Source organism: Pseudomonas sp. GW704-F2, assembly GCF_059423025.1.
In genome coordinates, this window is record NZ_JBWKXO010000029.1 from 20,175 (window position 1) to 44,550 (window position 24,376).

Annotated in this window: 23 protein-coding genes and 1 tRNA gene; 14 read left to right on the forward strand and 10 right to left on the reverse strand. The window is 57.8% G+C overall.

Annotated elements, in window-relative coordinates; genetic code table 11:
* The first annotated feature begins 85 nt into the window (after window positions 1–85).
* From pheS to AC07W0_RS22010, 9 genes are all read left to right on the forward strand, one after another.
* Window positions 86–1,102 carry a phenylalanine--tRNA ligase subunit alpha gene (pheS, locus tag AC07W0_RS21970; RefSeq protein WP_017847666.1) on the forward strand — a complete coding sequence of 339 codons (1,017 nt, stop codon included), beginning with the start codon at window positions 86–88 and terminating at the stop codon, window positions 1,100–1,102.
* Window positions 1,103–1,128: 26 nt separating this feature from the next.
* Window positions 1,129–3,507 (forward strand): phenylalanine--tRNA ligase subunit beta, encoded by a 2,379-nt coding sequence (gene pheT / locus AC07W0_RS21975; RefSeq protein WP_102618316.1) that lies wholly within the window; start codon window positions 1,129–1,131, stop codon window positions 3,505–3,507.
* 3 nt (window positions 3,508–3,510) lie between these two features.
* Window positions 3,511–3,813 (forward strand): integration host factor subunit alpha, encoded by a 303-nt coding sequence (ihfA, locus tag AC07W0_RS21980; RefSeq protein WP_002553164.1) that lies wholly within the window; start codon window positions 3,511–3,513, stop codon window positions 3,811–3,813.
* Window positions 3,794–4,150, forward strand: coding sequence for a MerR family transcriptional regulator (locus AC07W0_RS21985; protein WP_003174972.1), 357 nt, complete (start codon window positions 3,794–3,796; stop codon window positions 4,148–4,150). The genes ihfA and AC07W0_RS21985 overlap by 20 nt, the downstream gene beginning before the upstream one ends.
* A 90-nt stretch (window positions 4,151–4,240) precedes the next feature.
* Window positions 4,241–4,317: transfer RNA gene (locus AC07W0_RS21990), tRNA-Pro, on the forward strand.
* Between the two features lie 593 nt (window positions 4,318–4,910).
* Window positions 4,911–6,143 (forward strand): MFS transporter, encoded by a 1,233-nt coding sequence (locus tag AC07W0_RS21995; RefSeq protein WP_102618317.1) that lies wholly within the window; start codon window positions 4,911–4,913, stop codon window positions 6,141–6,143.
* Window positions 6,144–6,156: 13 nt separating this feature from the next.
* The gene (locus tag AC07W0_RS22000) at window positions 6,157–7,074 is read left to right on the forward strand and encodes a LysR family transcriptional regulator (protein WP_017847603.1); all 918 of its coding nucleotides are present in this window, start codon (window positions 6,157–6,159) and stop codon (window positions 7,072–7,074) included.
* Window positions 7,075–7,159: 85 nt separating this feature from the next.
* Window positions 7,160–7,804, forward strand: coding sequence for a DsbA family protein (locus tag AC07W0_RS22005; protein WP_102618318.1), 645 nt, complete (start codon window positions 7,160–7,162; stop codon window positions 7,802–7,804).
* 67 nt (window positions 7,805–7,871) lie between these two features.
* Window positions 7,872–8,591, forward strand: a complete 720-nt coding sequence (locus AC07W0_RS22010; RefSeq protein WP_046385219.1) for a TetR/AcrR family transcriptional regulator — start codon at window positions 7,872–7,874, stop codon at window positions 8,589–8,591.
* 126 nt (window positions 8,592–8,717) lie between these two features.
* On the opposite strand, the gene AC07W0_RS22015 is transcribed toward AC07W0_RS22010, so the two are convergent.
* The 3 genes from AC07W0_RS22015 to AC07W0_RS22025 are packed head-to-tail and all read right to left on the reverse strand — an operon-like array spanning window position 8,718 to window position 12,705.
* On the reverse strand, window positions 8,718–10,973 hold the full coding sequence (locus tag AC07W0_RS22015; RefSeq protein WP_102618319.1) for a xanthine dehydrogenase family protein molybdopterin-binding subunit: 2,256 nt from the start codon (window positions 10,971–10,973) through the stop codon (window positions 8,718–8,720).
* Window positions 10,970–11,434 (reverse strand): (2Fe-2S)-binding protein, encoded by a 465-nt coding sequence (locus AC07W0_RS22020; protein ID WP_017847599.1) that lies wholly within the window; start codon window positions 11,432–11,434, stop codon window positions 10,970–10,972. The genes AC07W0_RS22015 and AC07W0_RS22020 overlap by 4 nt, the downstream gene beginning before the upstream one ends.
* The gene (locus AC07W0_RS22025; protein ID WP_102618320.1) at window positions 11,431–12,705 is read right to left on the reverse strand and encodes a c-type cytochrome; all 1,275 of its coding nucleotides are present in this window, start codon (window positions 12,703–12,705) and stop codon (window positions 11,431–11,433) included. Before AC07W0_RS22025 ends, AC07W0_RS22020 begins: the two co-directional genes overlap by 4 nt.
* A gap of 235 nt (window positions 12,706–12,940) precedes the next feature.
* Here AC07W0_RS22025 and AC07W0_RS22030 point away from each other — a divergent pair, with 235 nt between their 5' ends.
* The 4 genes from AC07W0_RS22030 (at window position 12,941) to AC07W0_RS22045 (ending at window position 16,959) form a co-directional block, all read left to right on the forward strand.
* On the forward strand, window positions 12,941–13,858 hold the full coding sequence (locus tag AC07W0_RS22030) for a LysR family transcriptional regulator (RefSeq protein WP_102618321.1): 918 nt from the start codon (window positions 12,941–12,943) through the stop codon (window positions 13,856–13,858).
* A 111-nt stretch (window positions 13,859–13,969) separates the two neighbouring features.
* Window positions 13,970–14,614: a DsbA family oxidoreductase gene (locus AC07W0_RS22035; protein ID WP_102618322.1), complete on the forward strand. Its 645-nt coding sequence runs from the start codon at window positions 13,970–13,972 to the stop codon at window positions 14,612–14,614.
* A 37-nt stretch (window positions 14,615–14,651) separates the two neighbouring features.
* Window positions 14,652–15,764, forward strand: a complete 1,113-nt coding sequence (locus AC07W0_RS22040) for an alkene reductase (RefSeq protein ID WP_102618323.1) — start codon at window positions 14,652–14,654, stop codon at window positions 15,762–15,764.
* A gap of 52 nt (window positions 15,765–15,816) precedes the next feature.
* Window positions 15,817–16,959, forward strand: coding sequence for an FAD binding domain-containing protein (locus AC07W0_RS22045; RefSeq protein WP_046486601.1), 1,143 nt, complete (start codon window positions 15,817–15,819; stop codon window positions 16,957–16,959).
* A 167-nt stretch (window positions 16,960–17,126) separates the two neighbouring features.
* On the opposite strand, the gene AC07W0_RS22050 is transcribed toward AC07W0_RS22045, so the two are convergent.
* Window positions 17,127–17,396, reverse strand: coding sequence for a DUF2790 domain-containing protein (locus tag AC07W0_RS22050; protein WP_017847593.1), 270 nt, complete (start codon window positions 17,394–17,396; stop codon window positions 17,127–17,129).
* A 405-nt stretch (window positions 17,397–17,801) separates the two neighbouring features.
* A complete protein-coding gene (locus AC07W0_RS22055) occupies window positions 17,802–18,488 on the reverse strand; it encodes an amidohydrolase family protein (protein ID WP_368665946.1) in 687 nt (228 codons plus the stop codon).
* 565 nt (window positions 18,489–19,053) lie between these two features.
* On the opposite strand from AC07W0_RS22055, the gene AC07W0_RS22060 reads away from it, so the two are divergent.
* Window positions 19,054–19,953, forward strand: coding sequence for a LysR family transcriptional regulator (locus AC07W0_RS22060; RefSeq protein ID WP_102618324.1), 900 nt, complete (start codon window positions 19,054–19,056; stop codon window positions 19,951–19,953).
* 248 nt (window positions 19,954–20,201) lie between these two features.
* Here the strand turns inward: AC07W0_RS22060 and AC07W0_RS22065 are convergent, their stop codons facing one another.
* The 5 genes from AC07W0_RS22065 to pstC all read right to left on the reverse strand — a co-directional run bounded on the left by AC07W0_RS22065 (window position 20,202) and on the right by pstC (window position 24,336).
* Window positions 20,202–20,837 (reverse strand): hypothetical protein, encoded by a 636-nt coding sequence (locus AC07W0_RS22065; RefSeq protein ID WP_173677830.1) that lies wholly within the window; start codon window positions 20,835–20,837, stop codon window positions 20,202–20,204.
* Complete coding sequence (locus tag AC07W0_RS22070) at window positions 20,834–21,535, reverse strand: hypothetical protein (RefSeq protein WP_017847589.1); 702 nt, start codon at window positions 21,533–21,535, stop codon at window positions 20,834–20,836. The genes AC07W0_RS22065 and AC07W0_RS22070 overlap by 4 nt, the downstream gene beginning before the upstream one ends.
* A gap of 104 nt (window positions 21,536–21,639) precedes the next feature.
* Window positions 21,640–22,401: a phosphate ABC transporter ATP-binding protein PstB gene (gene pstB / locus AC07W0_RS22075; RefSeq protein WP_017847588.1), complete on the reverse strand. Its 762-nt coding sequence runs from the start codon at window positions 22,399–22,401 to the stop codon at window positions 21,640–21,642.
* A gap of 76 nt (window positions 22,402–22,477) precedes the next feature.
* Complete coding sequence (pstA, locus tag AC07W0_RS22080) at window positions 22,478–23,371, reverse strand: phosphate ABC transporter permease PstA (RefSeq protein ID WP_026140105.1); 894 nt, start codon at window positions 23,369–23,371, stop codon at window positions 22,478–22,480.
* Window positions 23,371–24,336, reverse strand: coding sequence for a phosphate ABC transporter permease subunit PstC (gene pstC / locus AC07W0_RS22085; RefSeq protein WP_026140104.1), 966 nt, complete (start codon window positions 24,334–24,336; stop codon window positions 23,371–23,373). The genes pstA and pstC overlap by 1 nt, the downstream gene beginning before the upstream one ends.
* Window positions 24,337–24,376 lie beyond the last annotated feature (40 nt).

The window sequence follows — 24,376 nt, forward strand, 5'->3', positions numbered from 1 at the left end:
TACTCCTGTGGCCCAAGGTGTTAAACGTCATAAATAGGGGAAGAGCCTTCAAGCTCTTCCCCTATTTTGTATCTGGAGTCTGTACATGGAAAACCTGGACGCGCTCGTCGCTCAAGCTCTTGAGGCTGTGCAAAGCGCTGAAGATATCAATGCCCTGGAGCAAATCCGGGTTCACTACCTTGGCAAAAAGGGTGAATTGACTCAGGTGATGAAGACCCTGGGGAATTTGCCGGCTGAAGAGCGTCCGCAAGTCGGTGCGCTGATCAACGTCGCCAAGGAGCGTGTCACAGAGGTTCTCAATGCGCGCAAGGCGTCGCTCGAGGAGGCCGAACTTTCGGCCAAGCTCGCCGCCGAGTCCATTGACGTAACCTTGCCTGGCCGTGGCCAGGCCTCGGGCGGTCTGCATCCGATCACCCGGACTCTGGAACGTATCGAGCAGTTCTTCACCCATATCGGCTACGGCATCGCCGAAGGCCCTGAGGTCGAAGACGACTATCACAACTTCGAGGCGCTCAACATCCCAGGCCATCACCCGGCCCGGTCGATGCACGACACCTTCTATTTCAACGCGAACATGTTGTTGCGCACCCATACCTCGCCGGTACAGGTCCGCACCATGGAAGCGAACAAGCCGCCGATCCGCATCGTCTGCCCAGGCCGTGTGTACCGCAGCGACTCCGATATTACCCACTCGCCGATGTTCCACCAGGTCGAAGGCCTGCTGGTCGATCGCGATATCAATTTCGCCGACCTCAAAGGCACCATCGAAGAGTTCCTGCGGGTGTTCTTCGAGAAAGAGCTGGCGGTGCGTTTCCGTCCATCGTTCTTCCCGTTCACCGAGCCTTCCGCCGAAGTCGACATGGAATGCGTGATGTGCAGCGGTAAAGGCTGCCGCGTCTGCAAGCAGACCGGCTGGCTGGAAGTGATGGGCTGCGGCATGGTTCACCCCAACGTGCTGCGCATGTCCGGGATCGACCCGGAAGAGTTCTCGGGCTTTGCCTTCGGCATGGGCGTTGAGCGTCTGGCCATGCTGCGTTACGGCGTGAACGACTTGCGTCTGTTCTTCGACAACGACTTGCGGTTCCTCGCGCAATTTCGCTAGTCGTAACGAATCTTTAGGAGAGCAGGATGAAATTCAGTGAACAATGGCTGCGTGGCTGGGTAAGCCCGCAGGTAAGCCGTGACGAGCTGGTTGCTCGTCTGTCGATGGCCGGTCTTGAGGTCGATAGCGTTACTCCGGCCGCCGGCGTATTCAGCGGTGTGGTCGTGGGTGAGGTGCTGAGCACCGAGCAGCACCCCGATGCCGACAAATTGCGTGTGTGTCAGGTCAGCAATGGCGCGCAGACGTTCCAGGTCGTGTGCGGAGCGCCTAATGTGCGCCCGGGCCTGAAGATCCCGTTCGCCATGATCGGCGCCGAACTGCCGGGCGACTTCAAGATCAAGAAAGCCAAGCTGCGTGGCGTTGAGTCCAACGGCATGCTGTGCTCCCAGGCGGAACTGCAGGTGGGCGAGGGCAATGATGGCCTGATGGAGCTGCCGGCCGATGCGCCCGTGGGCCAGGACATTCGTGTCTACCTGGAACTGGAAGACGCCAGCATCGAGGTCGACCTGACCCCGAACCGTGGCGACTGCCTGTCCCTGGCGGGCCTGGCACGTGAAGTAGGCGCGCTGTACGACGCGCCCGTCACCCGGCCGGTGGTTGCCGCAGTTGCTGCGGTGCATGATGAAGTGCGCTCGATCGAAGTACTGGCACCCAACGCGTGCCCGCGTTACCTGGGGCGTGTGATCCGCAACGTCGACCTGTCCAAGCCAACGCCGCTGTGGATGGTTGAGCGCCTGCGGCGCGCCGACGTGCGCAGCATCGACGCCGCCGTCGATATCACCAACTATGTGATGATTGAACTCGGCCAGCCGTTGCACGCGTTCGATCTCGCCGAAATCAATGGCGGCATCCGTGTGCGGATGGCGGAAGAAGGCGAGAAGCTGGTTCTGCTCGACGGCCAGGAAGTCAGCCTGCGTGCCGACACCTTGGTGATCGCCGACCATTCCCGCGCCCTGGCGATTGCCGGCGTGATGGGTGGCGAACACAGCGGTGTGTCCGCGACCACGCGTGACATCTTTCTTGAGAGCGCATTCTTCGACCAGATCGCCATCGCCGGCAAGGCTCGTTCCTACGGCCTGCACACCGATGCGTCGCACCGCTACGAGCGTGGCGTGGACTGGAAACTGGCGCGTGAAGCCATGGAGCGCGCCACTGGCCTGCTGCTGGAAATCACCGGTGGCGAAGCGGGCCCGATCACTGAAACCGTCAGCGAACAATACCTGCCGTCGATTGCACCGATCACCCTGCGCGCCAAAAGCGTTGAGCAAATGCTTGGCCTGGTGATCGAACCAGCGGAAATCGAGCGTCTGCTTTCGGCCCTCGGCCTGGGCATTGCCGCCGGTGAAGCCGGGCAATGGCACGTTGAGGTGCCAAGCCATCGCTTCGATATCAGCCTCGAAGTCGACCTGATCGAAGAACTGGCCCGTCTCTACGGCTACAACCGTCTGCCGGTTCGCTACCCGCAAGCGCGCCTGGCGCCGCAACCCAAGGCCGAAGCGCGCGCGCACCTGCCGGAGCTGCGCCGTCTGCTGGTTGCCCGTGGCTATCAGGAAGCGGTGACCTACAGCTTCATCGATCCTAAGCAGTTCGAACTGTTCAACCCAGGCGTCGAGCCGCTGTTGTTGGCCAACCCGATCTCCAACGACATGGCCGCCATGCGTTCGTCGTTGTGGCCAGGCCTGGTGAAAGCACTTTCCCACAACTTGAACCGCCAGCAAGACCGCGTGCGTATGTTCGAAAGCGGCCTGCGTTTCGTCGGCCAGCTGGATGGCTTGAAGCAAGAGCCGATGCTTGCCGGTGTTGTTTGCGGTAGCCGCTTGCCGGAAGGCTGGGCCCAAGGCCGTGATGCAGTGGACTTCTTCGACGTTAAAGCGGACGTGGAAGCCGTATTGGGGTTTGCCGGAGCACTGAACGACTTCTCGTTCGTGCCAGGCAGCCACCCAGCGTTGCACCCGGGCCAGACGGCGCGCATCGAGCGCGAAGGTCGACTGGTGGGTTTCGTCGGTGCCCTTCACCCGGAACTGTCGAAAACCCTCGGTCTCGACCGTCCGGTCTTCGTTTTCGAACTGGTCCTGGCCGAAGTCGCTTTGGGCAAGATGCCGAAATTCAGCGAGCTGTCGCGCTTCCCGGAAGTGCGTCGCGACCTGGCGCTGATCGCCGATCGTGAAGTGTCCGCCACGGCCGTTCTGGATGTCATCCGTGAAAATGCAGGCGAATGGCTGACGGACCTCAGGCTATTTGACGTCTATCAGGGTAAAGGCATTGATCCGCATAGAAAAAGCCTTGCAGTTGGCTTGACCTGGCAGCATCCATCGCGCACTCTTAATGACGATGAGGTGAATACCACGACACAAAATATCCTCACCTCGCTCGAACAAAGGTTGAACGCCACGTTAAGGAAGTGACGTATGGGGGCTTTGACGAAAGCTGAGATGGCGGAACGTCTGTACGAAGAGTTGGGTCTGAACAAACGCGAGGCCAAGGAATTGGTCGAGTTGTTCTTTGAAGAAATCAGACACGCTCTGGAAGACAACGAACAGGTCAAATTGTCCGGTTTCGGCAATTTTGACCTGCGAGACAAACGCCAGCGGCCTGGCCGCAATCCAAAAACGGGAGAAGAAATCCCGATCACGGCTCGCCGTGTGGTCACCTTTCGTCCAGGGCAGAAGTTGAAGGCCCGAGTTGAGGCTTATGCTGGAACCAAGTCATAACGACGAGCTACCCGTCATCCCAGGCAAACGCTACTTCACCATCGGTGAAGTCAGCGAGCTCTGTGCGGTAAAACCGCATGTGCTGCGCTATTGGGAGCAGGAGTTTCCTCAACTCAACCCCGTCAAACGCACCGGGAACCGTCGGTATTATCAGCGCCAGGATGTGCTGATGATCCGACAGATCCGTGCATTGCTGTACGACCAGGGTTTCACCATCAGCGGCGCGCGCCAGCGCATGTCCGGTGATGAAGCCAAAGACGACACCACCCAATACAAGCAACTGATCCGCCAAATGATCTCCGAACTCGAAGATGTGCTGGTGGTTCTGAAAAAATGATTCAGGCTTTTAAAATACTTCCACATTTCAAAAGCTTGCGGTATATTCCTGATCGCTTCATTGCGAAGCGAACCCAGTAACACGCCTAGTCGGGGCGTAGCGCAGTCCGGTAGCGCACTAGCATGGGGTGCTAGGGGTCGAGTGTTCGAATCACTCCGTCCCGACCATATAATTCAACGACTTAGGCCAATGTTCACAGCATTGGCCTTTTTCGTGTGCGTGACATTTGCATGACTTCTCTATTTTTCACGCCTGCTTCCCGCTCCAAAAGGGGTCTGCCGGGAAAACCAAAGGTCATTCGCCTCTTGCCGGTGTGGCCGCATTTTGAGCAGTAGCTTGCTTCATACGAGCAACAGTATTCAGCGCCGCAATCACACGAACATCCACTGCACTCGAGCGTGCATGTCTGGATCTGTTTGTCTTGGCCATTCCGCTTGATCAGGTAATTGGTACGTCGTTCCAGCCGAAAGCCGGTTAGTTTCTCGGCCACCGTGTAAGCGGCCAGATCCCATCGGAAGTTGTATTTGGCCTTTGGATCATCGGCGAGTCAGTTTACTTGGCGCATGGCGATTCCTCGTCCTCGAATCAAGCGGGAGCGCTCACCGAGCCTGGGTATCTCTTGCGCAAGACGCAACGCGACGTTGCGTCCTGACCATATTCTCTCAAGATGCAGTGCCGCCTATGTTGTTGACCTGGAAAACATCAATGCGCGTGACCTTTTCTGAAGAGTCACCGCTGTCGAACCTCAGGAGTCTATGGCATGGGCGTTTCTACAAGAGATACAGCAGCGACGATACAAAAAGCGTCGATGACAAAGGGTCTCGTGCTTCTGTTTGCTTTTTGTTGCGGTGCCATCGTGGCCAACATCTATTACGCTCAACCGATTATCAGCTTGATCGCCCCGGATATCGGCATGTCGAGTGGACGCGCGAGTTTCATCGTTTCGCTGACTCAGATTGGTTATGCGCTCGGATTGTTTTTCCTGGTGCCCTTGGCGGATCTGGTAGAAAACCGTCGGCTGATGATCGCGACAATTGTGATTACGATCTTCAGCCTGGTAGCCGCCGGTTTGTCCAAGCAGCCGAGTGTATTTCTAGTGGTGTCGGCACTCATCGGTTTCAGCTCAGTCTCCGTGCAGATGCTTATCCCGTTGGCGGCACATCTGACACCGGAAGAATCTCGCGGTCGGGTAGTTGGCGGGATTATGGGTGGCTTGCTGCTAGGGATTCTGCTTGCGCGGCCGCTGTCGAGTCTGGTTGCCGATCATTTGGGCTGGCGGGCGGTGTTTATCGGGGCCGCCGCCTTGATGCTCGTTATCTCCATCGTGATTGGCATGACCATGCCTAAATGGCAACCGACCCATCGCGCGTCGTATGGTCAATTGCTGATGTCCCTGGGACAACTGTTCTGTCGCGAGCCCGTGCTGCGTCAGCGCGCGCTTTATCAAGGGCTGATGTTTGCGGCGTTCAGTTTGTTCTGGACCGCTGTGCCGTTGATATTGAGTCGTGAGTTCGGCCTCACGCAAAGTCAGATTGCGATTTTCTCTCTGGTCGGCGCCATCGGTGCAATTGCCGCACCTATCAGTGGTCGACTCGCTGATGCAGGACATACTCGACGAGCGTCGCAGTTGGCCATGGTGCTGGGGGTATTGAGTTTCCTACCGGCCTTCATCAATCCCTTTTACGGTGTGATTGGATTAGCGGTCACCGGTATAGCGCTGGATTTTGCAGTGCAAATGAACATGGTGTTGGGTCAGCGAGCCGTCTACGCCTTGGGCATTGCTAACAGAGGCCGTCTGAATGCGTTGTACATGATCAGTATCTTTATCGGTGGTGCAATCGGTTCTTCGGTGGCCAGTTCGCTTTATGAACATGCCGGCTGGCTGGCGATTGCTGCGGTGGGAAGCGGATTGTCACTGGTCGCTTTGGTCGTCTTCTCGGTGGTTTCTCGTCGGACCCGAACTGGCGCAATGCTCAAGATGAACAACGGGTGAGTCAAGGAGTGTCATGGACAAGCTGCTCGCATTGAAGATGTTCGTCCAGGCTGTGGATTCGAAGGGCTTTTCTTCTGCCGCTCGACAGTTAGGCCTGGCGACGTCTTCTGTGACTCGGATGATCGATGGGCTTGAGGCGGAACTAGGCGCTGTCTTGCTTAATCGATCCACGCGTCAAATCTCATTATCAGATGCCGGGGCCGCCTACTACTTGAAGGCGCGGGAGGTGCTGAATGCTGTCGCCGAGGCGGATGCCTCGGTCACTGACCGCGGAGAACTCCCTGCGGGTCATCTTCGTATTTCCGTGCCTGTAGCGCTGGGGCGCCGTCTGATTGCGCCGCATATTGCCTCGCTGTTGAAGCGATACCCTCAACTTGTGTTGGACATGACGCTCTCCGATGACATCGTCGAATTACTGGGGGAACGCGTCGATCTGGCGATCCGATTGGGATCGGCAGCAGCCATGGATGGTGTCGTCAGTCGTCCCGTCGGTCATTTCAGACGCCGGGTTGTGGCCAGTGCCGAGTACCTGAATGCACATGGTTTTCCTGAACATCCCATGGACCTCATGCAACACGAGTGTCTGCGTTTTAGTTACGGCCCAAAGCAGCAGGTGTGGACTTTCTTAAAGGAAGGTGAGGAGACTCGAGTACCGATTGAGGGGCGCTTCAAAAGCAACAATGCGGAAGTTTTACGTGAGGTTGCGCTGGCGGGTGGCGGGGTGGCTCTGTTACCTGACTGGCTCGTCAACGACGATATTGGCAGCGGTGATTTGACGTCATTGTTCGAGTCCTTTGTTATCAATCCGAACGATGCCAGTTCGGCCATTTCTGCGTTGTATCTTCCCAATCATCGTGGCTCCAAACGCGTCAATGCGTTTATCGATTTCATCAGCGAATTGCTCGGGCCTGAAGGCTTGGCCGAGCGCTGATCGCCTCATTGCTGTTTTCGCATGTTTGATCCACGACGTAACGAACCTCTTTCGCCGTGTGGCACGGCAGATCCCGGAGATTTGAATGAGCACTGCGACATTGCATTACGTCTACGACCCGTTCTGTGGCTGGTGCTACGGGGCGGCGCCGATGATCACGGCGGCCACCGCTATTCCTGGCCTGGAAATTCAGGCCCATGGCGTGGGCATGCTTTCGGGGGACAAAAGCAAGTTGATGTCGGGTGAGTGGCGCGATTTTGTTCGTCCTCACGAAGCCCGGATTACGGCATTCAGCAAACAGACCTTCGCGGACGCCTATGTTCAAGGCGTACTGGAACATGAAAATGTCCAGCTGGACTCTTCGCCACCGATTGCAGCGATGTTGACCGCTCAACAGCTGTCCGGACGTGGTATCGAAATGCTCAAACGCCTGCAAACTGCCTACTACCAAGAAGGTCAAGCCATTGCTGACCGAGGGGTAATCGCCGGCATTGCCAATGAGCTTGGGTTTGAACCCGAATCGTTTATGGCAACTTTTGATTTGATCACTGCAGACTCATTGCAAGACCACATCAAGCGCAGCAACGAGATGCTTGAAGCTCTGAATGCGCGCGGCTTTCCGGCATTTGCGCTGGAGATCGACGGCCAAATGGAAGTGTTGGCCATGGGGCATTATTTAAGCCGACCTGCGTTGTTCAAGAAGGATATTGAAAGTCGTCTGGCCAAATAGGTGTGGTTCATAGCCAGTGCATTCTTTTGTTTTGTATGATGCCTTAATGAAGCTCCAGCGAGGCGTTATGCAAGACTCAAAAGATAGAGACGAGAACGAGTCGGGAAAATCGGCGAAATCAGCAGACCCCGTCAAATCGACGACTCGACGCCTTTCGCCTGAGGTCAGGGAAAAGCAAATCGTGCAGAAAGCTATCGAGCATTTTGCGACGTGCGGATTCTCGGGCAGTACCCGTGAGCTGGCGCGACAACTGGATATTACCCAACCGTTACTCTATCGATATTTCCCCAGCAAAGAGGCACTGATAGACCGCGTGTACGACGAGGTATATCAGTGGGATTCCTCGTGGGAGGCGATGATCAAGGATCGCTCCGAACCCCTTCAGTCTCGCCTGGTTCATTTCTACACCTCATACGCTCGTGTGATTCTGCGGCGAGAGTGGATTCGTATCTTCGTATTCGCCGGGCTGACACGTGAAGGTATCAATGATCGGTATCTGGCTAAATTGCGTGAGCGGGTCTTCATCCCTGTCATTGCAGAAATCCGCCAGACTCATGGATTGGCGCCATCCTCAGGTGACACGATCAATGAAAAAGAGCTCGAGCTGATCTGGAGTCTGCATGCCAGTATTTTCTATATCGGTGTTCGCAAATGGATTTACGATCTTCCAGTGACTGAAGACATAGATGCGCTGATCGAGCAAATGGTCGATGCGTTCCTTAACGGCAGTCCCCACGTACTGCAGCAAGTCGATAACGATTTGGGTAAGAAGCCTCGCTTGAATTGATCGTTAGTTGCTGCATGAACTCCAGGCGCTCACGAGTGTGCGCCTGGCTACCGATTCAGACGTTTCGCCGGAGTCGGGTGGCTTACTTTTGGCGGAAGGGCATAACGTCGACACCGCCCGGATCGGTCATGACCCCAGGGCATCCTGCCAGCCACGTCGTGCCAGGGGCAGATCGAGCAAGCGCTTGCCGGTGGCATCGTTGATGGCATTGCCCAGTGCTGCGGCCATGGGGCCCTGGACGATTTCTGCGGCACCCAGAAATGGCTGATCCGGCTGATCAATCATGTGGACCTCGACCTGTTGCGGTAAATCCGGAAAACGCATGATCGGATAGCCGCTCCAGTCGAAGCTGTGCATGCCGCTGGCGTCATAGAGGATTCGTTCATAGAGCGTCCAACTCGCAGACTGCACGATGCCGCCCTGGATCTGATTGAGCAGCCCGTCGGGGCTGACAATTTGCCCCACGTCGACGGCGGCGACTACGCGATCGATCATCACTTGCCCGGTCTGGCGCTGCACATGCAACTGCACGGCGATCGCGCAGTAACCCATGATGTTTTTGTAGCGGGCAAAGGCGAAGCCGATTCCGCTACCGGGTCCCGTTGCTTTGTGCGGCCAGCGGAACTCAGCGGCCACGCGCTCCACCACCGCCCGTGCTCGCGGATCGCTCAAGTGATTCAGGCGAAATTGCACCGGGTCGATGGTGGCCCTAGCCGCCAGTTCATCGACGGTGCTCTCGATGGCGAACACGTTGATATGGGCACCGAGCGAACGCATGGCCGAGGTCCTGAATGGCATGGTCAGCACAAAGTTCATGTCGACCTTCAGGTTGGGTATCTCATACAACGGAACGGCATTACGGTCGCCGTCACCTTCGGGCTGAGCAATCGGGACTGAAGGGGCGGGGGTGAAGGGGTTGGCCAACAGCCACGCCGGCAACAGGCGCCCGGCATTGACGATACGTTCGTTGTGCGGGGTGCTCCAGAGCTCGTATTTCCAGTCACGAAGACGCCCACTGTCGTCCAGTCCCGCTTCCACCTCGGCAAGCATGGCCGAGCTGTACGGCTCCCAGAGGTTTTCCTGTTCGCGCATCCATTGCACCCGTATCGGCTTGCCGGGAATGGCCATGGCAATCAGCGCGGCATCGGCGGCGGCGTCATCGGCGCCATTGTGGCCATAGCAACCGGAACCTTCAGCGTGGATGCAACGCACCTGAGCCACTGGCAGGCCGACCATCTCGGCGATACCCGCGCGCAGAGGGTAGACACCTTGGGTATGGGTCCAGACGGTCAGTGTTCCATCCTTGAACCAGGCCACTGCGCAGGAGGGCCCGATGGAACCGTGCATCAGGTATTGCTTGGTCACCCGGGCCTTGTAAGCACGCGGCAGCGGTTGCGGGAGGTCACCCTTGGCGCTCACCGGATAGCGCCGCGCCGGTAATTCGGTGAGGAGTTGATGGATGTGTGTCGAGTCAGGCAGCGGGTTACCTTCTGTCCAGCGGGCCTTGGCGTAGCCTTCGCGCATCGCTTTGACCGCCAGCCATTCATCGGTGGCGACCACGGCGAGGTAGCTGCCATTGCGGACCAGTTTCACCTCGCCGGGAAGTTGCCTGAGGGCGGCCTCGTCGATCTCCAGAAGCTGACTGCCGCGCCGGGGCGGGCGTATCACCCGGGCGTGCAGCATATCGGGCAACCGCATGTCCTGCACATAGGCCGCACCGCCGCTGACTTTGGCCGGGATGTCCAGCCGAGGCAACGATTTGCCGATCAGGGTGAAAGTGCCAGCGGGCTTGAAGGGCGAGTTGGCCGACGCAAAGCGATGCAGTTGAACCCCCACCACTGCCTGTGCGTAGGTCATGCTGCGGCCTTGTGTATCGTAGATCACCGCATCCCGCGTGGTCAGGCTGTCGATGCTGCGCTGCCATTGCCGTGCTGCGGACTCGAGTAACAACTGCCGCACCTGGGCCGTGGCGTTGAACAGTGCAGTGCCGCTGTCGACGATCGTATGGCTGCCGGCGGTGTAACCTTCATTGGGTGTCAGTGCGGTGTCGGCAGTGAGAAAACGGATGAGCCCAGGTGACACTTCAAGGCGTTCGGCGGCGATCTGCAGGAGCGCAGTTTTAACACCCGTGCCCAGCTCCACTTTGCCGGTGTAGACGGTGATGCCATCTTTCGCATCAATGCGGATCCAGGCGTCCAGATAGGGCGTGGCCCGCAGGCTGCCGGGCAGATCAGGCGCCAGGATTGTCGTACCCAAGGTGTCCACCTCGGTGTCAGCGAAGGCACGGGGAATACCTGGAAGCATCGCGAACCCCATCACCAAAGCCCCGTTTATCACGAAGGCGCGGCGGCTCAGATTGACGTTTTGCGTGGGGGTTTTCATACCTTGCCTCCCTGCGCGACAACCGACTTGATCGCGGCGAAGATCCGCACATGGGTGCCGCAGCGGCACAAGTTGGGTGCCATGTGGCGGCGGATCGTTTCATCGTCCGGATGAGGGTTGGCCTCCAGCAGCGCCTGCGCCCTCACGATCATTCCCGCGATGCAATAACCACACTGGGCGGCCTGTTCATCGATAAAGGCTTTCTGCAACGGCCCCGGTTGGTCGACGCTGCCCAGGCTCTCGACGGTGCGTACCGATTTGCCCGCCAGCGCGCCGCACGGCGTCAGGCAGGAAAACACCGGCTTGTCGTTGACTAACACGGTACACGCGCCGCACTGACCCAGGCCGCAGCCGTATTTGGCGCCATTGAGCCCCACCTGGTTGCGCAAGGCATATAGCAGGGGCATGTCGTCCGCGATGTCCAGTTCGTGAGTCTTGCCGTTGATGTCAAGTGTGATCACGGTTGCTGCTCCTGAGCCCGAATACTTTTGATTGTCTTGTCGAGATCCGTCCAGGGTCGGTTTGCACAGCTTTCATTGCGCAAGTACTCGGCAAGTGCAGCCACATGGGTGTCGTCCAGGTTGTGGGCGAAGGCAGGCATGTAGTGGCTGGAAGCGGCGCTGGACATCGGGATGCCCTGCAGGATGGTCTGGATCAAATTGCGTGGCGAGTCCGCCCTCACCGCCGAGGTGTTCGCCAGTGCCGGCCGTGATTCAATGACGCGCATCGGCGCCGCGCGGCCATGGCAACTCGCGCAGGCCCCCTCGAACAACGCGGCGCCCCGCAGCGCCGTGGCGCTGGGCTTGACCCCAGAGGTGCAGGGCGGCGATGGAACATCCGATGAAGTTTTCTTGAGGTCAAGAATGTACCGCGCGATGGCATGCGCGTCTTCCGCCGGCAATTGCGCGATGCTCAGGCTGACCGGCAACATCGGGCCCGCCGCTGCGCCATGTCCTTCGGCGACCTCGCCCGTCAGATAGGCGACCAACTGGGCCTCATTCCAGGGGTGTTGTGCCTCGGTCATTCCGCGCAGGGCAGGAGCTGTCCAGCCGTCGACGACGCCACCGTTGAACAGTTCGCTGCCTTTCTCCCCACCAATCAGATTCAGGGGCGAATGGCACGACGAACAGTGCCCCGCGCCCTCGACCAGATAACGTCCGCGGTTCCATTGTGCTGATCGGTTGGGAAGTGGTTCCAGCGGATCCCCATGCAGGAACAGTAAGTTCCAGAAAGACACCAGCGGACGGAAGTTCATGGGGAAGACCATATGATTTTCCGGTGCGGTGTATTTGATCGGGTCCACGCTCATCAGGAAGGCATAGGCGTCGGCAATATCGGCATCGCTCAGCTTCCGGTAATGCACGTAGGGGAAGGCCGGATAGAGAAAGTGGCCGTCACGCGCGATGCCTTCACGCATGGCCCGTTCAAAGGCGTCCAGCGACCACTGACCGATACCGGACTGCGGGTCCGGGGTGATGTTGGTGGTGAAGAGGGTTCCGAAGGGCGTTACCAGCGGTAAACCGCCGGCCATGTAGGCGCCCCCTGGCCGTGTGTGACAGACCGCACAGTCGCCCGCTTCGACCACGCGGCGGCCTCTGTCCAGCGTCTCGCGATCAGCATTCAGGTGTTGGCTGACAGTGGCAATTTCCGGCCTCCACATCATCCAGAACGCAAAGCCTAACCCCGCGACGCCGATTGCCAGAACGGCACCGATGATCGTCTTGCGCTTCATCGCCTTACCTCTCGAGCTGAATTAACGACAGATTTTTCAATCCGCCGCGTGCGATGGGCGGCGATTTTCCATGTCGTGAGCTTAGAGAGGGCGCTTGTGAGGGAGTACCCCATCAAGGCGCAACGCTACATTGCGCCAGGCGCAACGGCGGCAGAATTAACAACCGTTAACTCGCACAGGGTGCGCCGATGTCCAAAGATAGGCGCTCAAGGAGCGTAATGACGGAAGGGGTTTCATGGACAAGCTGCTCGCACTGAAAATATTCATCCAGTCAGTAGATTCCAAGGGCTTTTCGTCTGCCGCCAGGCAACTCAATCTGGCGACCTCTTCAGTCACCAGAATGATCGACAGGCTTGAGGATGACCTGGGGGCCGTGCTGCTGAATCGCTCTACCCGGCAAGTCACGTTGACCGATGCCGGTAGTGTGTACTACCTGAAAAGCCGGGATATTCTGAGCGCCATGGCTGACGCCGACGAGTCAGTTTCGGACCGCGGTGAAGTGCCCGCGGGACAGTTGCGCATCTCCGTGCCCGTGGCGTTTGGACAGCGTCTTATTGCCCCTCATATCGGCGCGCTTTTAGCGCGCTATCCCCTGCTCGTACTGGATATGACGCTATCGGACGACATCGTCGATTTGCTCGGCGAACGCATCGATCTATCGATCCGGCTGGGGTCGCCAGCGGCGATGGAAACGGTGGTCAGCCGCTGCATCGGCAACTTTCGCCGCCGCGTAGTCGCCAGCGCCGAGTACCTGAACGCTCGAGGATTTCCCGACCGGCCCATGGACCTCATGCAGCACGAGTGCATGTGCTTCAACTATGGCGCGCCACAGCAGTTCTGGACATTTACAGAGCAGGGCCAAGAGCTGCGCGTGCCCGTCGAAGGGCAATTCAAGAGCAACAATGCCGAGGTCCTGCGCGAAGTGGTGCTGGCCGGGTGCGGGGTGGCGCTGTTACCCGATTGGCTGGTCAATGATGACGTCGACAGTGGTCGACTCACTGCCTTGTTCGACGCTTTTGTCGTCAATCCGAACAGCGCCAGTTCAGCGATCTCGGCCTTGTACCTGCCCAATCATCGCGGCTCGAAACGTATCAATGCGTTCATTGATTTCCTCACCGAATTGCTCAAGTCGCAAACACAGCCGACGACGTGATCGGCTCATCGTTGCGTTTTGCGAAAAGCAACGTTGTGCAGCAGGTGGATTCTCTGTCGGCGCTCCGGCACCTACCTTGGGGAGGTGAAACATTCAACCACGGAGACCGTCATGAGTTTGCATTCATCCAAAATTCAGGTGACTTACGACTTCATCTGCCCATGGTGCTGGATCGGTGAGGAAAATCTTGAACGCGCGCTGGCCGCTTCGGGTTTTTCAACGGACCGCCCAATCAGTTTCCTGCCTTATCAGTTGAACCCGGACATGCCGGTTCGAGGCATGGATCGCAAAGCCTATCGCTCTGGCAAGTTCGGCAGCTGGGCGCGTAGCCAGGCCATGGACGCACAGGTCACCCACGCCGGTAAGGCCGTCGGCCTTGAGTTCGATTATGAGCGCGTCGAAAAAAACCCCAACACCCTGACCGCGCATCGGTTGGTATGGCGCGAGCAACAGGCGGGTCGAGACGCTTCCTTGCTGGTCAAGGCCATTTTCAAGGCGTACTTCAGCGAAGGGCGGGATATCGGCGACCTCACTGTGCTGGCCGACATCGCTGCCGAAACCGGGCTGGACCGAGAGGTCATTGTCGACTTTCTCAAGGCCGATGAAGGCACGGCTGAAGTCTTGAGGCTCGAAGCCCAAACCAAGGCGTCCGGTGTGCGCTCGGTGCCGAGTATCCAGATCGCAGATGACGTGATCAGTGGCGCGCAGCCCATCGAAATAATGATCCAGATACTGAAGCGAAGCCAAGCCGCCTGAGGCGGTTTTTCAATCCCAATCCATTCAGGACATCATCATGACTCATCACTTGTTCAGCCCTATCAAACTCGGCCAATTCACCCTCGATCACCGCGTCGCCATGGCGCCTCTGACTCGCTCGCGAGCGGGGCAACCTGGCAACGTACCGACATCGATGAACGTCGAGTACTACCGTCAGCGTGCCAGTGCTGCATTGATCATTACCGAGGCTACACAGATTTCGCAGCAGGGCCAGGGTTACGCCTGGACGCCCGGCATCCATAGCGACGAGCAGATTCAGGGCTGGAAGGCGGTCAGCGAGGCCGTACACGCAGAAGGCGGGCGCATTTTCCTGCAGCTCTGGCATGTGGGGCGAGTGTCGCACCCGGTGTTCCAGCCTAACGGCGGCTTGCCGGTGGCACCGACCGCGCAGCCAGTGCCCGGCAAGACCTTCATCCTGAATGAAGAGGGCGAGGGCGTATGGGGTGATATACCTGTCCCTCAGGCGCTGGACATTCCTGGGATCGAAGCGATCGTTGGCGACTTTCGCAGGGCCGCTCGCAACGCGATTCTGGCCGGTATGGATGGTGTGGAAATTCACGCGGGCAATGGCTACCTGCTCGACCAATTCATCAACAGCGCCAGCAATCAGCGAAGTGATCGCTACGGGGGAAGTATCGAAAACCGTGCGCGGTTGCTGCTTGAAGTCGTGGAAGCCGTGACCGCAGAAGTAGGTGCCGAACGCGTTGCTGTCCGCCTGACACCGATGGGACGTTTCATGGGAATGGGCGATGACACCCCGGAACAAACCTTTGGCTACATCGCATCCCGGCTCAATCACTGGCATCTCGCTTACCTGCACCTGGTAGAACCGATGATGGTCGGCACAGTGCTCGATGAGAGTAACGATCCACGCTGGGACGCGATCATCAAGCAACTGCGTACTGACTTCCACGGCGTTCTGATGTTGGCGGGTGGCTACTCCGGCGAAACGGCCGAACAGGCCATTGCGCAGGGCCGTGCAGACCTCATTGCGTTTGGTCGCCCGTTCATTGCCAACCCCGACTTACCGGCTCGCTTGCGTGGTCGCAACGAACTCAACGTGGCTGACGGCAACAGCTTTTTTGGCGGCGACGCCAAGGGGTACATCGACTATCCGGTGTTGGCATAACGCAACGGTAAACCGCAGCTGCGGGAATCACCCTGCAACGAGGAGAAAGGTAATGAAGAGTTCAGGCGTTCCAAAGGCCTTGGTCATTGGTGGTTCCCTGGGCGGGCTGTTCGCCGCCACGGCGTTACGCGCGATTGGTTGGCAGGTCGATATTTACGAGCGATCCCCTGCGGCGATGGATAGTCGTGGCGGGGGCATCGTTCTGCAAGCGGACGTCCTGCACCATTTTCGTTATGCGGGCATTCATCCGGCAGGTGCGCTCGGCGTCCGGTCCCACGATCGTCTCTATCTGGATCGAGAGGGTAGCGTCGTGCATAAAGAGCCGATGCCGCAAACCCAGACGTCCTGGAACACACTGTACAGCTCATTATTTTCTGCATTTGCTGCTGAGCATTATCACCGTGGCAAGACGTTGGTGGATCTGACTCAGAATGAACACCGGGTGACTGCGATTTTTGCCGACGGCAGCACTGCCGAGGCAGACCTGCTGATTGGCGCTGATGGCTCGGGTTCAACCGTGCGAAGCGTGGTGTTGCCTGGAACAGTACCCAGCTATTCGGGGTATGTGGTGTGGCGCGGGCTGGTCGATGAAGAGCAACTTCCAGACTTCGCCAAAATGCAGCTTTACGAGGACTTTGTTTTTCAACAAGACCCTGAATCGCTGATGCTGGAATACATGGTGCCGAGCGTGAATGGCTCCGTTAATCCGGGCGAGCGTCGGTTCAATTGGCTGTGGTATCTGAAAGCTGCGCAAGGGGCGGAACTGGACGCTGTGCTCACTGACAGCGATGGCCGTCGGCGTAGCCACTCCATTCCACCCGGAGCCTTGGCCACTGGGCAGGATGCTTACATACGGGGAATGGGGGAGCGGCAGGCGAACCCGGCTTTTCGGGAACTGATTCGCCAGACCCAAGATATTTTTGTGCAAGCGATCCTTGATCTCAAAGTTCCTCAGATGGTGTTTGGCCGTGTGCTGTTGACTGGCGACGCCGCTTTCGTGCCGCGTCCTCATACCGCCGGAAGCACGGCCAAGGCAGCCCGCAATGCACTGGCCCTGGCGCAAACAATCGACGACATCGGCGACCTCGATAAAGCCCTGCTTGCCTGGCAGCACCAACAACTTGCAGAAGGCATGCGTATGGCGGATTGGGGGGTGAGTATGGGCAATCGGATTATGGGGATCGCCCAAGCCTGATGGAGCGGCTCACATCGGACTTATTGGCGAGAGCCTTGCGTTGGCGGGATGAAAGTGGGCTGTGATCGTTGGGCTGTTGCAGTCTTTCTAGACTGAATATAAAAAGAGGAGATTAGCTTCAGATCGAAGCGGTCTCCTCTTTTTTAGCACCTGTAAACTTTGAAGTTTTAACCATTCTGGCAAGCGCCACCGAGTATTTTGTATTGCAGGTCGTGCGTTATACCCTTGTGATCCACATACACCATGTGCGCGTCCACTGGGCCACAAGCGTTGTTTGTGTCCTCTGCTGTAGTGATGTCGATGACCTTGGCGATATCCAGGTGTTCGGAATAATTGTACCGCTCAGGTTCAGGGGCAGAGGCATTGTTGTTGGCGCCATCATGGGCTGAAGCGTATACGCTAAACATCATCAGTGAGGCGAGCATTGCATATTTCATCAGGGTGTCTTCCAGTAAGAATGAGAGAGGGAACAAAATCTCTTTGTTTGCTTCTGGAGCTGATTATGCTGTCGCCAGGTTGTTTGTAGAAATGCTCAGGCGGGATACTGATTATTACCGAAAATGATGTTTATCCATGTTTGTCTACAGATGGGCCAATATAATTTGAGGGGTGTAGTGCTTGCTGTCGGCAATGCGGGTCGGTTGGTTTTTTATAGTCTTTTGACTGATTTATTTAAAGCTGTATGGGCCCATGGTTATGATTGATCAGTATTTGTTTATTCGGTTCGATCATCTTGGCTGGGGTCCCGAGCGAACGGCAGAGACGATCTGGTGAAGTCTTGAACGGTTCGCAAAAAAAGGCCGGTCAGGCCGGCCAAAGGGAAATCGAGAGTTTCGCCAACGCTATACGGGGAGTTTCAGGATTCTGGCCGCGTTGGCGCCGAGTACTGCCGCTTTCTCGCGCGGACCCAAGCCTACGCTTTCGACAAAACGCACCGGCTGTTCATAGCCCATGTCGAAGCAGTAGTCGCTGCCCAGGACCAGATGGTCGATACCGACGTTGGCGATCAAATAGTCCAGCACCGGCCCGGAGTGCGACACGGTGTCGTAGCTGAATCGCGTCAAGTAGCTGCTCGGCTTCTGGGCCAGGCGTCGTGTCTCAGGGCGTGAGGTCCACCCGGCATCGAGACGTCCCACGAGTATTGGCAAAGCCCCTCCGGCGTGAGGCAATGACACATGCAGTTGAGGGTATTGATCCAATACTCCGCCGAGGATCAGATGTGACGCCGCGATAGCTGTATCGAACGGGTTGCCCAGCAAGTTGCTCAAGTAGTAGTTGCTCAGACGGTTGCCGCCGACCGTTTGTTGCGGGTGCAGGAATACTGGGAGTCCGAGCTGTTCTATACGGGCAAAGACGGGCGCGAAGCGCGGATTGTCCAGGTCCAGGCCGTTGATGTTTGTGCCCATGTACACCCCACGTACCCCAGGCAATTCGGCGGCGCGTTCCAGCTCGGCGATGGCATCGTCAGCCTCTAGCATCGGCAACGTGGCCAGCACCACAAAACGTTGTGGGTGTTGGCGATGGACCATCGACGCAGCATCGTTCCTGACACGTGCCAGGCGGGCATTGAGTTGTCGATCTGCCCAGTACACCATTGGCACGCTAAGGGACAGCGCTGTACGTCGACGCCGGAACGGTCCATATCGAGCAAACGCGCCTGCACATCGATGAATTTCAACGGCAATGGCCCCAATCCTCCGGCCGGGGTGGAGAAGCTGAAAGTAGTATCCTGGCGGGTATAACTTGCACCGAACGTTTTGCCCTCACTTCCCAGGAGGTGTAAGAACTCTTCAGGGTAGTAATGTGCATGGATGTCCACCGATCGCACCGGGACATCGGCACCTTTCTTGATCGGTGCCGCCGAGGCGGGTGATAAACGGGTCAGAGCGACCGGTTCTCGCCGTGGCATGTACCCGCTTCGAGACGCCGCTCTATTAATCGATCGATTATTTGATCAAATCTGATTATCATCCGATCAATAGGGAGATCGCAAGCCTCCTTAATCAATCAGGCCATTGAGCACAGCCATGCAAGACTCCCATTGCCTGGTCATGCACAGTCGCTACCTTTACCTTTCGATCTCGGAATCCGTGCATGGACAAGTTGCTGGCGCTGAAAATGTTTGTCGAAACGGTGCGCTGTGGGGGTTACTCATCTGCGGCGCGTAAGCTCGGCATCTCCACATCGTCTGTGACACGGCAGGTCGCGGGGCTGGAAAGTGAGTTGGGTGCCAGCCTGCTCAACCGCACCACGCGCAATACGAGCGTCACGGTGGCGGGGCAGCACTATTTCGATAAAGTCGTGGCGATCCTTGAGGCTATCGATGGCGCGGATGCCGTCGTTGCCGACCGTGGCAGCGAAGCTCAGGGGCGTTTGCGGGTCAGTGTCCCGGTGGAATTCGGCCGGCGAATCATCGCCCCGCACTTGGGGCGGTTGCTTGAACGCCATCCCGGTCTGGAAATCAGTCTTTCGCTGAGCGACGAGGTCAGTGACCTGCTCAGCGAACAAATCGATGTGTCAGTACGTCTTGGTTCATCGGTTATCAGTGATGACATCGTCAGCAAGCGGCTGGGCTATTTCCAGCGTTGGGTGGTGGCGAGTCCCGAATACCTGACACGAACCGGACTGCCGCGACACCCTCGCGACTTGCTCGAGCACCCGTGCTTGCGTTTCGATTACCACACGGGCCACCACGACTGGACATTCCTGGGCGATGAGGACGTCATCCGCGTGAATGTGCAGGGACGGCTGCAAAGCAACAATGCCGACATTCTGCGCGAGGCTGCCTTGGCCGGTGGCGGGGTGACGCTATTGGCCGATTGGCTGGTACGTGAGGACGTCAGTGCAGGTCGGCTGACGCGGGTGCTGGAGCAATATGAAGTCAACCCAGGCAGTGCAAGCACCTGCATCAATGCGCTGTATCTGCCCAACCACCGTGGTTCCAGCCGCATCAGTGTATTCATCGCGTTTCTTCAGGAAATACTCGCGCCCTAAGCACGTCCTGCGCATCAGGCAAGATCGCGTTGCGCGTCGCTTTTGATCGAATTGACTGCCAGCCAATACCAGCGCTGCGTGCGAATACCCTCTTCCTCACCCGCAGGCCCACAACGTGTCCGGTTAGATCGGACACGATCCTGGGTAAAGGCAATGGAGCGATTTCGATGAACACACAAGAGAATGTCCAGACGGTGAAGTTTTTTTTGCAGCCATGGGCCGCGGTGATAAGCCAGGGTAACTAAAAATCACGAGGGCACAATTTCCGAGCATTGTTGTGCTGGCTTCTTGTTCCTGAACGGTTGTTGCCAAGCGAGCTGTGCTTTGACTTCCGCCACGGCATCGAGGACTTTCTGTGCCCAGCGCTCATCCTCCGGATGCACGACAACAACGCGAAAACCGTGATCACGCCCTTCAGTCCGCACGCCTTCGGAATCGTCGACATGTAAGTCGATATCGAATGCCGGCGGAAATTTCGAGGGCGCGTTCGACAGGCCATGCACCGTCAGGGCACGGTTATGCAGCATGCTGTTGACCACACCGTCGACGCGGATGCCGTACAGCAATAGCCAACGCCTGATGTAGGACGGAGTGCGACCGGACGAGGTGTAGACCCAGATACTGCAGCCCTGGCGACGTAACTCTTGGGTCAGGGAGCGTGTACCGATACGCAGTGGTTCACCCAGCCAACGGTGCACACAGGCCGGCAGCCGGCTTGGCTCGACTGCGCAGTGGTGGAGTTGGCAGGCCAGGGTGTCATCGATATCGAACGAAATGCGTATGCGCTGACGCCTGAATCCGTGCATCGGGACGGCGCGCCGCATGGCGTGCCATACCCGGCTGCCGGAAGCTCGGCATTTAGCGAGCGTGGGATACCGGCTCATCGATGACCCTCCTGGTAAAGGGGCGAGGCCTTGTCGTTGAGAAGAAATTTCATTGAATCAGATGCCTGATCTTCCAGGAAGGCTGCATACTTTTTCTTGATCTTGGGCAACTCATACAACGCCTTGACGCCATGCTTGGCGGAGTTGCGTATGACCGATGACGGGTTGAAGTAGCCCTCGGCGTTTTTCAGCGTCAGCACGAATGGAGGCAGACCTGCGCGCATGAGCAAATAGCTGACGATGAGCGACCCACTGCGGTTATTGCCTTCAATAAACAACTGCGGCTTGCTGAGGATTCGCACGTAGACACCGGCTGCACGTTTCCAGACGGATTCGCTGCGATACGCACAGTACCAATTGAACAAGTCTTTTATCCCCCCCTCGACGTTGTTGAAGAAGTGTTCCTCGGTCGCCGCCAGATGTTGAGCGTATTCCCGTCGGCGTACCGGGTCCCGACCACAGAGCACGGTGGCGTTGATCTCCAGCATCAGGTTCAGTTGCTGAAGGTCGAACAGGTCTACGCCGCTTGCGACATAGCTGTCAATCAACGCATAACCTTCAAGTACATTGTGCAGCACTTCGTCAGTCAAGGGGTCGCGCGGCTCGGTAAAGTGCCTGCTGAGCTCGGAAAAGCGGCTCTGCACCTCGCGTAGCGCGCGTTCGATTGCAGGTAAATCAAGACGACGGGGTGCAGGCATTGGCAATCCTGGGAAACGGTAGATAAGCAGGTAAAACGACCGGATGCCCGCTAAAGCACCTTTGGCACTATAGCGGTATGCGGTCTTGACTGGACGTTTGCTGTTTAGCTGAACTTGCCGCTGATGTAATCCCCGGTCATTTGTTCGCGCGGGTTATCGAAAATCTGCGCCGTTGGGCCCATCTCAACCAAATAACCGGTGCGCGTGCCCTGGGAAATATCAACCGAGAAAAACGCCGTCGTGTCCGCAACACGGATGGCTTGCTGCATATTGTGGGTGACCAGGGCGATGGTGTAATCCTTCTTCAGCTCAACCATCAACTCCTCGACCCGGCGCGTCGCGATCGGGTCGAGTGCCGAACAGGGCTCATCCAGCAACAGCACTTCAGGTTCGGTCGCGATGGCGCGAGCGATACAAAGCCGTTGTTGCTGGCCGCCGGAGAGTGACAGGCCGCTGACCTTGAGCTTGTCCTTGACCTCATCCCACAGCGCCGCGCCTTGCAGGGCGTGCTTTACACGGTCTCCCAGGTCGCCTTTGTAGCGATTGAGGCGCAGGCCGAACGCAACGTTGTCGAAAATGCTCATCGAAAATGGGTTCGGCTGCTGAAAAACCATACCGATGTAACGCCGCACGACCACCGGGTCAACGCCCTTGCCATAGACGTCTTGCCCAAGGAAATGCACGTGCCCTTCAAACCGAAAGCCTTTCACCAGATCGTTCATCCGATTGAGGCTACGTAGCACGGTACTTTTGCCGCAGCCAGAAGGGCCGATGAAACCGGTGATCTTGTTTTTTTCGATCGGCACATGGCTGTCACGTACCGCCATGAAGTTGCCGTAGAAAATTTTGTCCAGCTTGCAGTCCATGACGACAGGCGCCTGGGTGACAAACGGAGCGGCTATTTGCGCAGTTGATACGTTCAAAATTCAGATGCTCCCGTTCTCAATACTTGGGCTTGCCGAAAATGCGGCTGACAATATTCACGACCAATACGATCATCACCAGCACCAGCGAGGCTGCCCATGCGAGCTCGAGTTGGTTGTCGAAGGGCATACCGGAGAAGTTGTAAATCAGCACGGCAAGCGATGCCGTCGGATTCATGACTGCCAGGCTGCCGTCGTGAAAAATCCAGTAGTTGCTGAACAGCGCGGTAAACAACAACGGCGCGGTTTCGCCCGCGGCGCGGGCCACGGCGAGCATGACGCCCGTCAGGATTGCCGGCATGCCGGTAGGCAATACGATTTTCCAGATGACCTGCGAGCGGGTACAGCCCATGCCGTAGGCCGCATCCTTCATGATTTTAGGCACCATCCTCATCGACTCTTCAGCCGTCAGCACGACGATGGGCAACATCAGTACCGCCAGTGCCACGCCACCCGCCGGTGCTGAATAGGTACCGGTGGTCATCACCACCAGCGCGTAGGCAAACACCCCGGCCAGAATGGATGGCAGGCCCGTAAGCATCTTGGCGGCAAAGCGCGCGGCGTTTGCCAGCTTGCTGTCTGGCCCCAGTTCAGCCAGAAAAATGGCCGCCATGATGCCGACCGGCACTGCGATTGCCGCCGCGATACCGACCATGACGAAGGTGCCTGCCATCGCGTTGCCGAAGCCACCGCCGGTCTCGAAACCGGTTGGCGGCAGTTCGGTGAATACCTCCAGGCTCAGGCGTGCCCCTCCGCGCGTGATCAGCATGTAGAGCACGGAAATCAGCGGCACGCTGGCCAGTAGAGCACCACCCCAGACCAGTGTGGTCAACACCAGGCTGCGCAGGGCGCGGCCTTCAAACTTGCGCTGCAGGCTTGGTAAAGCGGCTGTAGAGGAAGTGATGTCAGTCATCATTTAGTACCACGTTGGGCATAGACCATGATCATGGAACCGATGATGTTCACCAGGAGCGTGATAAACATCAGTACCAGTGCGGCGTACATCAATACTTCGATTTCGTTCGGCCCGGCTTCGGGGAAGTTCAGCGCCAACAAGGCCGCTAGCGTATTGGCCGGGGCAAACAGAGAAAGCGAGATGTTGTTCGCGTTGCCCACCAGCATGGCCAGCGCCATGGTTTCCCCCAGCGCGCGACCCAGGCCGAGGACCAGGGAGCCGAAAATACCGGTGGCAGCGGATGGCACCATCACCTTCAGAATCGCTTCCCAATGGGTCGTCCCCATGCCGTAGGCGGCTTGCTTGGTTTTCATCGGGACACCGGTGAGGGCGTCCTGCGACACGGCCGCAATGGTCGGCAGAATCATGATGGCCAGTACCAACGCCGCAGGAAGCAGCCCCGGCCCGCTCAAGGTCGTGCCAAAAAAAGGTATCCAGCCCAGTTCGCTGTTCAGCCACGCCGTAAGCGGGCGAATCGTCGGGATCACCACGTAAATCCCCCACAGGCCATAAACGACGCTGGGGATGGCCGCGAGTAATTCGACGATGGTTCGAAACACGGCTGCCAGCTTCGCCGGCAGGAAATCCTGGGTCAGGAAAATCGCCATGCTGACGCCGAAAAAGCCTGCGATCAGCAGTGCGATCAGGGCGCTGTAGAGCGTGCCCCAAATGGCCGGCAAAATGCCGTACTTGCCTTGGTTAACGTCCCAGACGCTGCCGAGAAGCACATCAAAACCGTGCTTTTCCATGCCTGGAAGGGCCTTGCGTCCCACCTCGAATACCAAGGCGAAGACCAACGCCAGAATCAGAATCACCCCTATTCGTGCGAGCGCACGGAAGGTGCGATCAACCAGGAAATCCTTTGCAGAGGGTGGCTGGCAGGCAGAATCCTGGTTAACCGGTACGACAAAAGGTGTGCTCATTGGCTAACTCCGGAACAAGGGGGAAACGCTCCCGGTATGG